This is a genomic window from Paenibacillus sp. GCM10027628, from assembly GCF_042676385.1.
Taxonomy (GTDB): domain Bacteria; phylum Bacillota; class Bacilli; order Paenibacillales; family NBRC-103111; genus Paenibacillus_E.
This window is the reverse complement of the sequence record NZ_JBHTHA010000015.1, coordinates 26,458-41,664: the sequence shown is the minus strand read 5'-3', so window position 1 is coordinate 41,664 and position 15,207 is coordinate 26,458. Positions and strand designations below refer to the sequence as shown.

Genomic DNA, 15,207 nt, shown 5'->3' with positions numbered 1-15,207 from the left:
TTCTCTTGCAGCAGGTACGGGTTTTGTTTGTTGCTTATGACAGTAATACGAATACCAGCGCAAGCAATGCCGGAAGTCCTTGAACAAAAAGGATCGACCTCTTCGCCGTCGCGCCCCCATAGATCGCGGCTACGAGAACGCAGCCGAGGAAGAACAGCTGTAGCTGGTGTCCCATTAAGGCATTGGGATGAAGGAGTCCCCACAGTAGACCTGCCGCCAAAAAACCGTTATATAGCCCTTGGTTAGCGGCTAGCGCTTTGGACTCTTCCGCAAATTGCTTATTCGTTCCGAATGCTTTTAGGCCTCGCGGCGTGGTCCACATGAACATTTCCAGGATTAAGATGTAGATATGCTCTATGGCAACAAGTGCAACTAATACCATACTAATGATTGCCACTGGCATACCTCCTCAAGTTAAAGCCCCATTTATTTTTTCCCGCCGTCCAAAAATTTCATCGACTCAAACGTTTTTTCCAACCGCGCCTCATTGGCTTCCGTTTGTACGGCTTCATCGATACGGAGCGTCACCGTGTAGCCGATGTTGTTTTTCTGGAAAATGTACACGGTCTCCTGGTAAGGCACTTTCCGGGTTGCATAGTGAATGACGTACTGTTTCGCTTTCACGTCGTCGAACAAGGTCGTTTCAGAGTTCGTAACTGCATATTCAGCATCATTGTCATGGCTTTTCTTTTGAGCGGCGTCCTGATCCTTGACCAAACTTTCATAAGTTGCTTTGGGATCAGCTTGGACGATCAAGTACCCACCCGTGAAGAAGAAGGTTTGGCTGCCCTGGTCTTTATTGTCATAGGATTTGCTGCTGGACCAGATTTCCGGGATTTGCAAGGAGTACTTGTACTTTTCATTTTTGTAGGTAATCGTACGATTCGGATCAAGCAGCTCGTCCAGATCTTGAATGAAACCAAGCTCCTTATCCATACCGTCTTTGTCCACCTTGATCGAAGAAGTCAGCGTCTCCAGCAGCCCCTTCACTTCAGCCCCATCCGCCTCTTGCGGGTAGGTGTAGTCGACCTCGTATTTGTATTTATCTTTGATGAAAAAGAGCGAATAGCCCGCCTTCCACTTGCTGCCCAAAGAACTGGAATAGGCGACTTTAAGTGCCGGAACGCCGGCTAAAGTCAGCTCCTCAGGTTCCTTCATACTTCGGTATTTGGGTACATACACCGCTTCAAACTGCTCGCGCTGACGGTCCACCCATGCCTTAAGCGTATCGCCGGAAGAGGCGGACGTTACGCTGACATGCACCATTTGCGAAGAATCGTCGCTATAGAAGGAAGAGCCTGACGTGTAGCCGCCTTGCTGCCAATTGGCCGGCAGGTCAAGAGAAAGCCCGTACTCGTTCTTATACGTTGTATTGCCACTCGAGTAAACCGAGATATCTTTCAAAGACGCGTCCTTGCCGTCGAAAGCAGGCTGGAAACTATCCAGCAGCTCATTGTAACTGTTTTGCTTAAAATTGTTGTTGTAGTGCTCTTTGTTCACTAATAAGCGTAAGGTATACAGGCTTCCCTTGTGAAGATAGCCGCGGGTCTGGATGTAGCCGTTATCGCCCGAGCGGCCTACCACTTTAGCATAGGGGCTTCCTTCCCGCTTCACATATTGACGCTCCAAAATCGTAGCAGGTGCGCCGCCATACTCGTAATCATAATCATCCTCATTGCTGCCCGCCAGCTTGTTCAGCAAGGCAGACGGCGATAGTTCGTCGCTTTGATGGCTGTCCACCTGAACGGACAAGGAGAATTCGCCTTTCGCATCTACGAAACTGACGGAATCTCCAGCCTCGGATTGATGGCTTTTTACAAGTCCTGCCGGATATTTCATCGACCAGCCGAAGTGGCTGTCGCCAATTTTCGTTTTGCCGCGGTCCGCATCCAGGGAGGAGCCTTCCGTCTCCTGCGTCCATTTGGTCTCTTGGCTTTGCGCTTCGCCAAGCGTGATCGATTTCGATACCTCGGAGCCGCCGGATTGGATCGTCACCTCGACCGTTTCATTCGGTAAGTATTTCTTTAGCGCTTCGTTGTAATCGACCATCGTTTTTACTTTGCTACCGCCGATGGCGACAAGAAGATCATCCTGCTTCAGGCCAGCCTTGGCGGCCGGAGAATCGGGATCTACGTAAGCAACCCGCAAACCTGTAGAACTTGGCAAACCCACTACCGCTTCCCAGCTTTCTTCCAATTCCAAGCCAAGATAAGGGCGTTTCACCTTGCCGTAGAGCTGAAAATGCTTTAAAACATATTTGACCGTATCGACCGGAATGGCAAAGCCGAGGTTCTCGACCCCGAAATCGGCATATTTCATCGTATTGATACCGATTACTTCGCCGTTCATATTAATGAGCGCGCCGCCGCTGTTCCCCGGATTGATCGCGGCATCGGTCTGGATAAGTTGATACTGCGAGTTGACCGAGCGGTCGATACCGCTCACGATGCCCACCGTGACCGAATTCCGCAAGGCGAAGGAGATCGGCGTACCAATGGCCGCTACCGTTTCCCCCACTTTAATGTCGGATGAAGAGGCAGCAAACTTCGCAGGCGACAGCCCCGTCGCGTCGATTTTGACTAACGCCAGATCGCTCTCCTCATCGATATTCGTCGCGCGCCCATTGTATGTCGTGCCGTCCGACGTGACGACGGCGATATTTTTCATATCTTTGACCACATGCGCATTCGTCACAATAACACCTCCGGACTCTACGATAACGCCTGTTCCGTGGGCTAGATTAAAGCGGTTTTTCTCCAGTGTTTTATCTGTATCGGAAGAAGGCTTCCCTATGATCGCTACGACGGACGGCGATGCCTTCTCTATCACTTTCGGGATCTCGGCGTTCACTTCTGCCGCATAAGATGATGCTGAGCCCACCCATGATAGAACCATGAAAGCGGCAACTAGCGCAATGATTCCCTTGTTCGTGAATCTATTCCATTTCCCCATTTTAGTCTCCCCTTCTTGGTAAATCTTAGCATCTACTAGATTCTAGCATAATGAAGACTAAGGGATAATACAACTTTTTCCATATAAAAAGCTGTGTCGCGGGGGGACGGGTTGTCTGAAAAACAAGTCTAGCCATGTAGCAGTACGCTAGTATTCGATCAATAACTTCCATAAACAAACACCCGGCGGGCATCCAAAATGCCGCTTTTACGCGGAAAAACCGTGTTAAGGGGGCAACCGGGCCGGGGCCACGGCTGTTAAGACGGAAAAACGTGTTAAAGTCGCAATATGACCAGGGAGTGGTCAGTTAAGACGGAAAAACCGTGTTAACTGGTGCATTCTGGGGACATGTGCGGTAACGCGTGACTTTTACACGGAAAAACCGTGTTAAAGTTGCGGACGTGGCCAGGGATTGGTCAGTTAAGACGGAAAAAACGTGTTAACTGGTGCATTCTGGGGACATTTGCGGTAACTCCTAACTTTAAAGCGGAAAAACCGTGTTAAAGTCGCGGATGTGCCCGGGATTGGTCAGTTAAGACGGAAAAACCGTGTTAACTAGCGCATTCTGGGGACATTTGCTGTAACTCCTAACTTTAAAGCGGAAAAACCGTGTTAAAGTCATGAGCGTGGCGAGTCGCTGCCGGTTAAGGCGATTTTTCCGTGTTAAAGTAGAGCCTCCAGGGATTCTGATGGCACAACCTGTTCCTGAATACAGATCAAGCTTCTAGTATTCGCTCCGGGTGCGTATACACCGTCAGCTGATTCCTGCGGATAAAGCCGACCACCGTGATGCCGAGATCCTGGGCAAGCCTGAGCGCCAAATCGGTTGGCGCAGATTTCGAAAGCAGAACGCCAACGCCGATCTTAGCTGCTTTCAACGCCACTTCCGATGAGACGCGTCCGCTGAAAGCAATTAACTTGTCACGGGCAGGGAGACGGTGCCGCAGCATGTGCCCATAAATTTTATCCAGCGCGTTATGCCGGCCGATGTCCGCTCTTGTCAGCAACAGCTCGTTAGACGTACACAACGCCGCATTATGTAAACCGCCCGTTGCTTTAAAATCCTCAGACTGCTCCTGCAGCTCACGCATCAATCGAAAGCATTGATGCACCGAAATTTGCAGGGAGGTGCGGACAGTTTTGGCCGTTTGGGCGTCGTTATGAAAATAAAACTGGCGGCTCTTGCCGCAGCAAGACCCGATAAACCGTTTTGAAACCATCGCCTGGTTGAACTGATGCAGATGACGCAGCTTCACATACGCAAAGCCCCGATCTACTTCCAGAGAGAGCGTCTCGATCTGATCCGCGAACCGGATCAAACCTTCAGAGGCCAAAAACCCCGTCACCAAATCAACCACATCCGTTGGCGTGCAGACTAGCGTGGCGAATTCCTCCCCATCGATTTTGATCGTGAGCGGCGCTTCTGTGGCGATCGTATCTTCCTGCTCAAGCATTTTTGCGCCGTCATAGCGGTAGATTCGCCAAGTGGTGGTGGATGAAGGGCTGTCCGCATGCTGCGGGACTGCAGCTTCAGCGACGGTAGCACCTGAGACACCCAAAGTATCTATGCCTTCAGCTTCTATCGTTTCCGGATCCGGTCCAGCTTCGCGCTCGTTCCCTAAATCACGTTCGTGTTCCATGCGCTTCACTCCATTTCGGTTTCCAGCTCTTGGATCCGCTTCTCGACATAGCGTGTATCTTTGTGAGCATGATAGGTTTCTGCCTTCTCCACAATGACAGCCGTGTTGTACTCCGGAATTCCGGCATACGTTTCGTAAACACCTTTGGGTATCAATGAGTTGCCTTCGGGCCAATGCACCTCAATGTTGCCGGCCTTCACATCGGCCCGCTTCACCCTGCCATGCATGCTCCCGTAGCCGTTATAGACGACAATCGCCTCGCCTTCGCTCAAAGAAAGCGAAGCTGCATCGTCGTCATGCATCAGCACATCGTACCGATCCGCAGCGTTGAACGGATCGACGTCGCTGTAGATCATGGAATTGAACTGCTTGCCGCGGCGCGTCGTCACGGCAAAGTGCCCTTCCGGCTTGCGCAGCTCCGGCAGCTCGATCGGCAGCAGCGCGCCGCGGCCGTCCGGCGTCGGACAGACGCCATCCTCGCATAACCACGCGCCGCCCCACTGGAACACATCCCCGCGCTCCCGCAGGTGCTGGATGCCGTCGTAGTTGGGCGCGGCCTGCGCTATCTCCGCGCGGATCGCTTCGGCGCTGCCGCAGCCAAGCAGCGCTGCGGCTTCGGGCTTCACGCGGCGGGCGAGATCGACGTAGATCGCCCATTCCGCGCGGGCCTCATCGATCCGCGGGCCGGCGATCTCCGGCGAGAAGTACACCATCCGCTCCGTCGAGGTGGACGTGCCTCCTCCTGGCTGCTCGTAGCGCGTCATCGCGGGCAGCACCACCACCGCCTCCCGCGCGTCGACGAGCGTCGAGGTGTTCAGGATGATGTCCTGGTGGACACGGACATCGACGGCTTCTAGAGCTTGCCGGACGAACGCCGGGTCCGGCATCGTCTCTAGAAAATTGCCGCCGGATGTGTAGAACATCCGGAGCTTCCGCTCCTGCGTCTCGGGCAGGAGCGCATTCTCGAGGGTGACACCGACGATGTCACCCTGCCAGGCCGGCAGCTCGAAGCCCCAGAGCTGCTCGATGCGCTTGCGGTCGGCGGCGCTGCTCCATTCGCCGCCGGGCAGGCTGAAGGGATCGGCGCCCATTTCGCCGGATCCCTGGACGCCGCTGTGGCCGCGGATGGGCATCAGCCCGCAGTGCGCGCGGCCGAGAAAGCCCCGCAGGAGGGCGAGATTCGCCACCTGCGAGATGTTGTCCGTGCCGAAGCGGTGCTGTGTGAGCCCCATGCTCCACACGAAGACCGCGCTCTTGGCACGCGCCAGCAGTTCCGCGAACTCGCGCATGCGCTCGCGGGAGAGGCCGGACGACTGCTCCAGCGTCGTCCAGTCCTGCTGCGCGATGTGGGCGCGCAGCTCTTGCAGCCCGTTCGTGTGCGCCTGCACGAACGCATGATCAATGGCGGAGCCCGGCTGGCGCTCCTCCATCTCAAACCAAATCTTCATGACGCCGTTCATGAAGCCGATATCGCCGCCGATATTCACCTGATACACATCATCGGCCAGCTTGGTGCCGAATAACGCCGATTCGGCAATCGAAGGAATCCAGTACTGCTCCATCGAAGGCTCGTAGTACGGGTTAATGACAATGATTTTCGTCCCTTTGCGCTTGGCCGCATACATATATTTCGTCGACACCGGCTGGTTGTTCGCGGCCACGCTGCCCCAGAACACCAGGACGTCCGTGCCGATCCAGTCCTTATAATTGCAAGTCGACGCGCCGACGCCGACCGACCGCTTGAGCGCGGTCTTCGACGGCGAATGACAAATGCGCGAAGCGTTGTCGATATTGCTCGTGCCGAGCAGTCTCGCCACCTTCGCGGCCACATAATACGACTCGTTGGTGATGCCCCGAGCCGTCAGGTAAAAAGCCATCTGCTTCGGATCGATCGCCCGAATCTTGGCTGCAATCGTGTCCAGCGCTTCGTCCCAGCTGGCACGGCGGAACCTGCGCTCCCCTTGCCTGCGGATGAGCGGATACGGGATGCGCCCGAGCTGCCGGAGCTCGGTGCTGTTCATGCGGCGCAGCTCGTCGATGTCCGCGTGCAGCACCTCCTCGCGGATTGCCGGCATCGTATTCAGCCGCAGCACGTTCAGCCGCGTCGTGCATAGATGCGGCCCCGCCAGCGTCTGGTCATACAGACCGGACACGCCAAGGGCACAGCCGTCGCAGACGCCTTGCGTCAGAATGCGGTATGCGTATGGCAGATTGTCTCGATTTTGCCAAGCAATTTTGGCCGTTTCTCGGATATGATGCGGCTTGATCTTGCCTAGACCGAACGGTACCTTGCTCACCCAAAGCTTCGGATCTGGCTTAGAGGGCAGCTTGATCGGCCCAGTATGTTTGGTTTTTCCCATATTGAGTACGCTCCTTTAATGAACTGCACTTCCATTGGAATTTGTACAGTGTTTTGTGAATAAATACGCCGTGATGCGGCGTAGATTGTATTTTGTACAATGGAATCGCCCCAAACCTCTTCGCTGTATAAGATAGCGGCAGTTCTGCTGGATATTTTCCAACAGAAGGCTGCTAAAACGGCTGAGTGAAAGATTTCCATTGCACATTTTCCAATAGCGCGTGTGGATTGGCGGCCTAGTGAAGGCCGAAGATCATTCGATTCCCTCAGGTACTTGCCCGCAACCTGCATGTTGTTTATCAAAGTTGAGGCACCTGGCTGTCCACCGAGTTAAGAAACCCCACCTAATTTCCCTAGAGAGAGGGAATTAAAAAACCACCGCAAAACAGCCCTGTCGGTTCTTATCAATAAGAATCTTCATGGAATGTCTCACAGTGGTTAGTCTCCGGCAGGTTCGCTACCAAGTGCCAACAGCACCTTACTATGTATTCGAGGTTGTCTCGCTCTGTTCGTCCTCCCCCGGATTTCATAGGGGTCTAGTCACCGTTGCTATCTACTAAACTTCTTCTCCAAATCCTGATCGAAGACGAAAACCGACATGCCCACATCCTGCTGAATGTCGATGTCGACGAACAGCCGCACGAACTTCGCGCCGAGCAGCTCCTCCATTTCAACGGGCGGATGATCCCGGTAAATCTCCTTGACCATTTCCGTGCGAGCCGTACGGAGCATGTTCCTGCCATCGTCGGTCTTCGCGATAAACTTTTCTACGGGGGACAAGTTCCCTTCCATCTCGCAAATCGCCCAGTGCTTGGAAAAGGTCGTCGTCACGCGTTCGGGCCCCTTGCCCATATGGCGCTTGCGGTACGCCTTCACCAGGTTACTGAATTCGGCCTCGATTCGATTCATCGGCCAGCCACCTTTACGTATGCTGCTTTTATCTTAGCAAGAAAGCCTATACCTGACAACTAAAGCAAACGCATATTCTTTCGAAATTTTATCTTATCTCCCTAATTCCTTCCAAGACTTTTTCGTGTATAATCTATCATACACCTCATAGATTCTATCAAATTTTAAGGAGTAGATTTCAGTATGCAGAAAAAACGTTTGCAAGGGTGGGTTTCCGCCGTACTCGTCTTATTACTCATCGCCTTAACGGGTTGTCAGGCAGTTCAAGGCCTTGATATCGGGCAAGCTCTGGAAAACAGCGCGAATGTAAAGTCAGGCGAGTCTAAAGGTTCGCTAGGGTTAGAGCTGGTTGAAGGGAACACCGACAAGCTGACGCCGCAAGAGAAGGCTCTCATCCAAGCCCTGAAAAACACAAAGATTACAATCAAAAGTTCCAAAATGCAGGACAAACAACATGCATCCATTAACGCCGAACTCCAATACATAAAAGGAACGATCCCGTTCCAAATCGTCGTCGACGGTACGAAATTGATCATTCAAATCGACGGTGGCAAAAAACCGGTCGTTTTTGATCAAACTGCATCTGCTGCCGGTGGGGCAACAAGCCCACTATCACAGGAAGTTCGGGAAAAGCTAGTCAAAAGCGCTGAACAATTGCAGCCTGCTCTCATCAAATTTTTCTTAACTAATGCGCCAAATCCCAATACAATCTCCGTAACGAGTGTCTCGGAGCAAGTGTACAATGAAACGATCAGCCTGCAAAAGGCGCACGTGGAATTGAACGGCAGTGAAATAACCGGGCTTCTCAAGCTATTTCTGACCAACGTTCTCGCCGATGAAAAAGGGCTGAAAGAACTGCTCGGCCAGTTGTATGACGTTATCGTGCCAATTATTAAAGAACAGATGAAAGCTGTTCAATCCCAAATGAACGAAGATACCGATGGATTGCCGCATAAATCGGGTATGCCGGATTTGGCGATGGCCTATCTGGACAACAAAACCCTTGCCGTAGAATTCGCCTACACAACAATTCATGAATTTTTGAAAAAAGCCGTCGATGAATTCGATGCAACTATGAAGGACAGTGTGTCCTCACCAACCGCCAGTGCGCAGCTGCAAGCCTTGCTCAGCGACAAGCCGACGCTTAAAGCCGATTACTATATCGATCAGGATAAACAGATCCGTAAATCGCAGCTTGAGCTGTATATCCCTATCGTCAAACCTAGCGGCGGCGTATCTGCCGTGAAACTAACGGCTGCATTTGAGAACTGGAACATCAATAAAGCCGTAACTGCTGACACCATCGATACCTCCGGCGGCGTACTGAATGTTGATTCTGACGCATTCAAAGGCCATGCGTTCTTAAACAATTTTGATAAAAACTCTTTGTTCTACAAGCTGTTGAAGGAAGATTTGAAAGTTACCAAAAAAGAGCTTCATTTCATTGTCGAAGGTAAAAATACCCAGAATGAAGATGGTCGTCTATACGGGATGACCCATCCCTATATCAACGAAGATGAGGTTACCATGGTTCCAGTGCGATTCCTCTCCGAACAGCTTGGAGCCGAGGTCAAATGGAACGCGGAATTGAAACAAGCTACGATCAAGGACGGATTAACCGGCACTAGCATCGTCATGACCGTCGGCAGCAAAATCGCAACAGTTGGAGGGGCTAGCGTAGAATTGGAGAGCGCTCCTGTTCTGAGCAACGGCACTACCTATGTGCCCATTCGTTTTATTGCAGAAAAGCTCGGCGCTACAATTGAATTCGACAAGGATACCCATGTGGTGACGATTAAACGAGATTAGAACTTATGATAAAATGACCAGAGCGCCTTTTGCTCCGGTCATTTTTCTTTTCCTCTTATTTTTGCAGGAAATACTTCTCCAAATCATCCAGCAGCAAATTCGCCGCTTTAATCCCGCCCGCCGTATTCCAAACCGCGTCGCTCACTTTGTGGACATTGCCCTTTTTCACAACATCAAGGTTTTTCCAGAGCGGGTCATTCATCCAATCTTGCTCGATTGTGTTCGCTTCGCCTTTATCGTTATCGTAAGTGAAGTAGAACAGCATGTCGCCGTTCATATCCGGAATCCGTTCCTTCTGTACATCATCAGCGAATTTGTCTTGATCCTGGGGAGCCGGACGCTGGAAGCCGAGCTTCTTCAACATAACACCGGAGAATGTATCTTCCATATAAATCCTTACTTTGCCCGGCATGAAACGAATAATCGACACTTTCGTGTTCAATTTATCGCCCGCTTTTTGTTTGAAATCCGTGATGCGTTTCTCGAAATCCCCGATGATTTTGTCGCCTTCTGGCTTTTTATTCAGAGCCTCCGCGTACAGTTTGAAGTTGACTTGCCAGTCCCCCATCAGTTTTTCGGAAAATACAGTCGGTGCAATGGCCGACAATTGCGCATATACCTTCTCCTGACGCAGTTTATTGCCCAGAATCAGGTCAGGCTGGAGAGCCGCGATCGCTTCCAGGTTCGGTTGGTTCTCGTCACCGACGATGTTGACACCTTCCATGTCGGCTTTGATATGGTCATACCAGCCTCCCGTTACAGTAAAGGACTTCACGGCGCCAACAGGCTTAATGCCCATCGCCAGAACGGCTTCGGTTCCCTCATTTGTCAGCACAACCACTTTCTTCGGAGCTCCTTTAATCTTCGTTTCACCCATCGCGTGTTTGACCGTGTATTCTCCGGTGTTGCCTTGCTGATTTTCCGGTCTCGCATCCTTGTTGCCTGCCGCAGCATCCGTTTTCTTGGCATCCGTTTGCTGTCCGCACCCTGCCAAAACGAGCATGATCACGGTTACCAGAACAAGCAGCTTGCCCCCTACTGTACGACTTGCTTGGAACTTCTTGGTCTGCATGAACTTTTCCCCTCCCAATTTATATATATGAGAACGATTATCATTATCGGTATTAATCCTAATGCCAATGGCTTTTCTTGTCAAGACGTCTATGTAGGCTGGAATACAAAAAAACTGGCCGATCGAGGCTGTTGACAAACGGCCTCTCGGAGAGGGTATTTGTTAACAGCCCCAATGGCCAGGTCTTATCTAAATCCGTACGTTTGGGGACTAGCTTGTCATTGTCAATTCTCCATCTTCACGTCTGTAAAGATGATAAATATCATTTGAGACACGATTGCAGCATCCCCACATGTCTGTTACGATAATAAAACATCTTTCCAGCGTCGCTCAGCGTGCACAACTGCTTTTTTTCTCGTCTGTAAGCATTCAAAACATCGTTAGAGACACGACTTCATATCCCCTCGCCCACTGTAACGATGAAAAACCCTCTTCTACGGCCAACTCTCCTATTCCCATTAATCTGTGAAACCGTCCATTAGCCGCCTAATCTCCTGCTCCAAGGCGTCGTCCGTTATGGCACCTGCAGGGTCGAGCTTCTTGCTCACCATAGCGACCTTCATGGTGCACGTGATCTTCGCAGTCAACATGCCAAGCGTCAGCAGCAATGAATCATGCGCCTTCTCGCCGCCAGTCGTCATCGGAGAAGCGCTAATGACAGCCGTCCTCTTATTCATGAACTCTCCGGATGAGACGATCCAATCGAGCGCATTTTTCAAAACGCCGGGCACCCCATTCGCGTACTCAGGTGTACAAATAAGGACGCCATCAGCACTTTGCAGCTGCTGACGCCATTCTCGCACTGCAGCAGGCGGCTCATCCCCGTCGATATCCGGGTTGAAATGCGGAAGACCCCCGATCCCCTCATAGAAGCTCACCTTCATACCAGCAGGCGCCAAAGTTGAAGCGGCCTGCAGAATCGCCGTATTCGACGATTTCGCGCGAAGGCTGCCTGATATCGCTAGAATGTTCAACGTGCATTCATCCCTTCCTCAGTGAAATGGGTACGTTCTCCGCTTAGTCTAAACGATGACATTAGTGTGAGTGTCAAGCAAATGCAGTGCCCATTATCGAGGCCATTCCATGGATGAGCGTCCTAATGAGAAAAACTGCCCAATTCTGAATAATGGGCAGCTGTCTCTTGTCTATTCTATGCTATTTTTGGGGCGTGTAGCCGGGTGTATAGATAATGCCTGCGATTTTAGTAACGGCTTCCGCATAATATTTATCGGCATCTGCCTGCCTAGCACGATTCGTGGCCACTGCAAAATCAAGATCCTGTTTGACTACATTTAATATTTTTTCTTGAAGCTCGCCTGCATCCAAACTGGCAGCCGATCCTGCAAGCGACTTGCCTTGACGAAGATCATCTCTTACATCCTGCTCTTCTTTCTTCGCGAAAAAAGCAGTGTCGCTGATGACACGGTCGATGCGGTCATTTACCAGCTATTCTAGATCTGTAGGAGTTTGGGATGTGATTATTACTATATGTCCGAAAACTATAGCTTGAACCACATTCGTCGGATCATGCATGATTTGGAAGTTTTCCACAAGTGGGCAGAGAATACGATCCAACAAATTCCTGCCGTCGAAACCTCAGACCCCGGAGAGCGCGAAGCGCTGGATCAGTTTCAAGAACGATTTTCGCAAATCGCAACTATGTACAATAATTTGTTCCCTATTATCAAGAGAGTAGAGATGGAATGGGAAAAATGTGTGTTGGAACGCAAAAAAGATCAGGGGAAAAACAACAAAAACTGACGTAGTCCTTTCGGATACGTCAGTTTTTTTCATTACCCTTTGTTATAAACCTCGAACTCGTATAACGAATACCAGTAGCCTGAGCCTTGGGTTGTCGCAAGCATTCTGACATACCTCGCATTGACCGGCTCAAAGGCGATATCGTCAATGCCGCCGTCGCCTGTCGCCGTTGTAAAGACGTCCGTCCAATTGGCGCCATCACCCGATACTTGTATTTTGTAGCCGCTGGCATAGGCAAGCTCCCAGCTCAGTTTCACATTGTTGATACGATAGGCTTGCCCGAGGTCTACGTAGATCCACTGCGGGTTTGTGTACAGACTCGACCACCTTGTCGCCGGGTTGCCGTCCACTGCTTTATCGGGAGTATAAGCGGATGTCTCGCTGGAGGATGATACGGCTGTCTTGTTCAAGGCCAAGTTCGGCTTATCAAAAACCTGGAATTCATAAAGGGAATACCCATAGAATGTCCCCCTCTGTGTCCCGAGCATTCTGACGTACCTTGTATTGACTGGCGCAAAGCTGATATCGTCGATACCGCCGTCGCCTGTCGTTGTGGCATACACATCTGTCCAAGTGGTCCCATTGCTTGATACCTGAATCTTGTAGCCTTTGCCATAGGCGAGCTCCCAGTTCAGCCTGACCCTGTTTACGTTATAGGCTTGCCCCAAGTCAACGCTAATCCATTCCGAATCCGTATTCAGACTCGACCATCTTGTTGTCGTATTGTCGTCCACCGCTTTATTCGGCGTCAAGGCAGCCGTCTCATTGGATGACGACGTCGCCGTCTTGCCCATAGCCAGATTCGCGGTTGGGACCGCTCCTACAACGTTGCCGAAAACCTGGAACTCATAAAGGGAATACCCGTAGATCGTCCCCTTCTGTGTGCCTAACATTCTCACATACCTGGCCGTTGCAGGCGCAAAGCTCATATCGTCGAAACCACCGTCACCCGTCGTGGTCGTATAAACATCCGTCCAATTGGTTGCATCGTTCGATATTTGGATTTTGTAGCCTTTCGCGTAGGCATTCTCCCAGTTGAGTCTGACCCTGCTTACATTATAAGCCTGGCCAAGATCAACATAGATCCATTCGGAAGTTGAATTCTGCTGGCTTGACCATCGGGTGCCAAACAGATTGTCGACCGCTTTGGCGGCGGTTAAAGTGCCGTTCTCGTTCGAAGACGAGACAGCCGGTTTACCGACTGCAAGATTCGTCGGAAGCGTATACGTTCCTTTGATAAATTTGTATACGTCTTGATACATTTGTTTGCCGTCAAATACGCCTTCTACGCCGTCGTTGTTCTTGTTCTTATAAAAGTTATACACCGTATAGATATCCTGGTACCAGCCTTTTAACGCTTGCGTCATATACCCGGATTCCACGCCCGCTCTCAAGTAGTTATAAAAGCGGCTGTTGTAGTCGGGATCGAACATCGTTCTTTCGTCGAACTCCATTTCGAATCCTTCGTTGTAAGTTTGCGCTTCGGTGGCGGTGGTTGTCAGTCTGGTATAGTCGTTCTCCGTAACGAAATAGTGGTTTGGCTGCTGGATGCTAAAATCAAAGGAGTAGCTGCTCCAGTGGTCTCTTTCCAAGGCGCCCGACCAAGGGCACCAGGCAAGCTTCATACCCAGCGTATGGAGGTAGTTGCCGGAGTTGTTGACCGCATTCACTTCCCCTTGGTTGCCCGTATCGATATCTTCATTCAGCCAGTAAAAGCCTTTTAACTCCAGATTGCTGTAGCTCGCCTGGTTCCATTTGCTTAAGACGGTATCAATATACCATTTGGTCACCTTGGTCATGTTGGCGGGGACTGTCAGATTCTCGCTGATCCCGTCGCCATCGACATCCCCGAAGCTCGTAATTTCGCTGTTGGGGAATGGAATCATGATGTAGACCTTGGATTTATAGTTTGTGAGGTTCAGTGTAGTTGCAACCTGCTGGGTAGCCTGGTTCAAGGCATCAAGCTGCTGATTGGCCGTAAAGATCCGGTTGATGTACCAGTCCCAATTGGTCTTGTAGGTCCATAAGGAGGAATCCGACGAGTCGCCGAAATCCCGATTATCAGGCGTTCTTAAGCCTAGGAACAGAAAGGAATCGAAAAAAGTGTCGTCCATCGCGTTAGAGCTGTTGTAATGCGCCACATAGGGCAGGAACGTATTTTTATCATAAGTGCCGAGTTCTCTTCCTTCGTATGACGTTTTTCCTCCGTAGTATCCGGTGTAAATCAGGGCCATGTTTTTAACAAATCCCGATGCAGCGGTGTTGGGCGGAAAATAGCCTGTAGCTGCGGCAACACCGCCAGCCGGCAGGATCATGGCAACCATGATGGCAAGCATAGCCAATAAAACCGTAACCTTTTTCATCCTCTTACCCCTTCCCTTCCATGATTAGTTAAAATCATACAAACTTGAGGCGTAGATGCGGCTCTATGGTGTGCATTCCGGTATTTCTTTCCTTCGTCAATGCCCCCCCTTTCCCGTTGTTATGGCAGAGGCCGCCACACGGGTGATCGTAGCACCGCTGCCTGCGGCCCGTCTAGTTCTCAAAGTGCGGATCCGGTTCCCAAAGGACGAATCGTCGGTTTGGCATATTTTATATAAATGGATATTCAAGTATAATGAACCCACAATTTCCTTTTCTGAGATGAAAGCGATTCCAATAACGAGGGGGGGATCATCCATCAAACCGGTTTTTAAAACGACCTA

At 50.9% G+C, this 15,207-nt stretch carries 11 protein-coding genes; 2 read left to right on the top strand and 9 right to left on the bottom strand.

Going from position 1 to position 15,207, the window contains the following annotated elements; translation table 11 throughout:
- Positions 1 to 34 precede the first annotated feature (34 nt).
- The 5 genes from ACFQZT_RS14935 to ACFQZT_RS14915 all read right to left on the bottom strand — a co-directional run bounded on the left by ACFQZT_RS14935 (position 35) and on the right by ACFQZT_RS14915 (position 7,860).
- On the bottom strand, positions 35 to 403 hold the full coding sequence (locus tag ACFQZT_RS14935) for a DUF1304 domain-containing protein (RefSeq protein WP_379301147.1): 369 nt from the start codon (positions 401 to 403) through the stop codon (positions 35 to 37).
- 23 nt (positions 404 to 426) lie between these two features.
- Positions 427 to 2,952, bottom strand: coding sequence for a trypsin-like peptidase domain-containing protein (locus tag ACFQZT_RS14930; protein WP_379301145.1), 2,526 nt, complete (start codon positions 2,950 to 2,952; stop codon positions 427 to 429).
- A 716-nt stretch (positions 2,953 to 3,668) separates the two neighbouring features.
- The gene (fdhD, locus tag ACFQZT_RS14925; RefSeq protein ID WP_379301287.1) at positions 3,669 to 4,406 is read right to left on the bottom strand and encodes a formate dehydrogenase accessory sulfurtransferase FdhD; all 738 of its coding nucleotides are present in this window, start codon (positions 4,404 to 4,406) and stop codon (positions 3,669 to 3,671) included.
- Positions 4,407 to 4,597: 191 nt separating this feature from the next.
- On the bottom strand, positions 4,598 to 6,952 hold the full coding sequence (locus ACFQZT_RS14920; protein WP_379301143.1) for an FdhF/YdeP family oxidoreductase: 2,355 nt from the start codon (positions 6,950 to 6,952) through the stop codon (positions 4,598 to 4,600).
- 548 nt (positions 6,953 to 7,500) lie between these two features.
- A complete protein-coding gene (locus ACFQZT_RS14915) occupies positions 7,501 to 7,860 on the bottom strand; it encodes a Na-translocating system protein MpsC family protein (RefSeq protein ID WP_379301141.1) in 360 nt (119 codons plus the stop codon).
- Between the two features lie 183 nt (positions 7,861 to 8,043).
- Here ACFQZT_RS14915 and ACFQZT_RS14910 point away from each other — a divergent pair, with 183 nt between their 5' ends.
- On the top strand, positions 8,044 to 9,669 hold the full coding sequence (locus ACFQZT_RS14910; protein ID WP_379301139.1) for a copper amine oxidase N-terminal domain-containing protein: 1,626 nt from the start codon (positions 8,044 to 8,046) through the stop codon (positions 9,667 to 9,669).
- 55 nt (positions 9,670 to 9,724) lie between these two features.
- Here the strand turns inward: ACFQZT_RS14910 and ACFQZT_RS14905 are convergent, their stop codons facing one another.
- The 3 genes from ACFQZT_RS14905 to ACFQZT_RS14895 form a co-directional block, all read right to left on the bottom strand.
- A complete protein-coding gene (locus tag ACFQZT_RS14905; protein WP_379301137.1) occupies positions 9,725 to 10,741 on the bottom strand; it encodes an ABC transporter substrate-binding protein in 1,017 nt (338 codons plus the stop codon).
- Positions 10,742 to 11,199: 458 nt separating this feature from the next.
- Positions 11,200 to 11,715, bottom strand: coding sequence for an NADPH-dependent FMN reductase (locus ACFQZT_RS14900; protein WP_379301135.1), 516 nt, complete (start codon positions 11,713 to 11,715; stop codon positions 11,200 to 11,202).
- A gap of 181 nt (positions 11,716 to 11,896) precedes the next feature.
- Positions 11,897 to 12,067: a hypothetical protein gene (locus ACFQZT_RS14895; RefSeq protein ID WP_379301133.1), complete on the bottom strand. Its 171-nt coding sequence runs from the start codon at positions 12,065 to 12,067 to the stop codon at positions 11,897 to 11,899.
- Between the two features lie 162 nt (positions 12,068 to 12,229).
- On the opposite strand from ACFQZT_RS14895, the gene ACFQZT_RS14890 reads away from it, so the two are divergent.
- The gene (locus ACFQZT_RS14890; protein WP_379301131.1) at positions 12,230 to 12,502 is read left to right on the top strand and encodes a hypothetical protein; all 273 of its coding nucleotides are present in this window, start codon (positions 12,230 to 12,232) and stop codon (positions 12,500 to 12,502) included.
- A 32-nt stretch (positions 12,503 to 12,534) separates the two neighbouring features.
- On the opposite strand, the gene ACFQZT_RS14885 is transcribed toward ACFQZT_RS14890, so the two are convergent.
- The gene (locus tag ACFQZT_RS14885) at positions 12,535 to 14,865 is read right to left on the bottom strand and encodes a discoidin domain-containing protein (RefSeq protein ID WP_379301129.1); all 2,331 of its coding nucleotides are present in this window, start codon (positions 14,863 to 14,865) and stop codon (positions 12,535 to 12,537) included.
- Positions 14,866 to 15,207 lie beyond the last annotated feature (342 nt).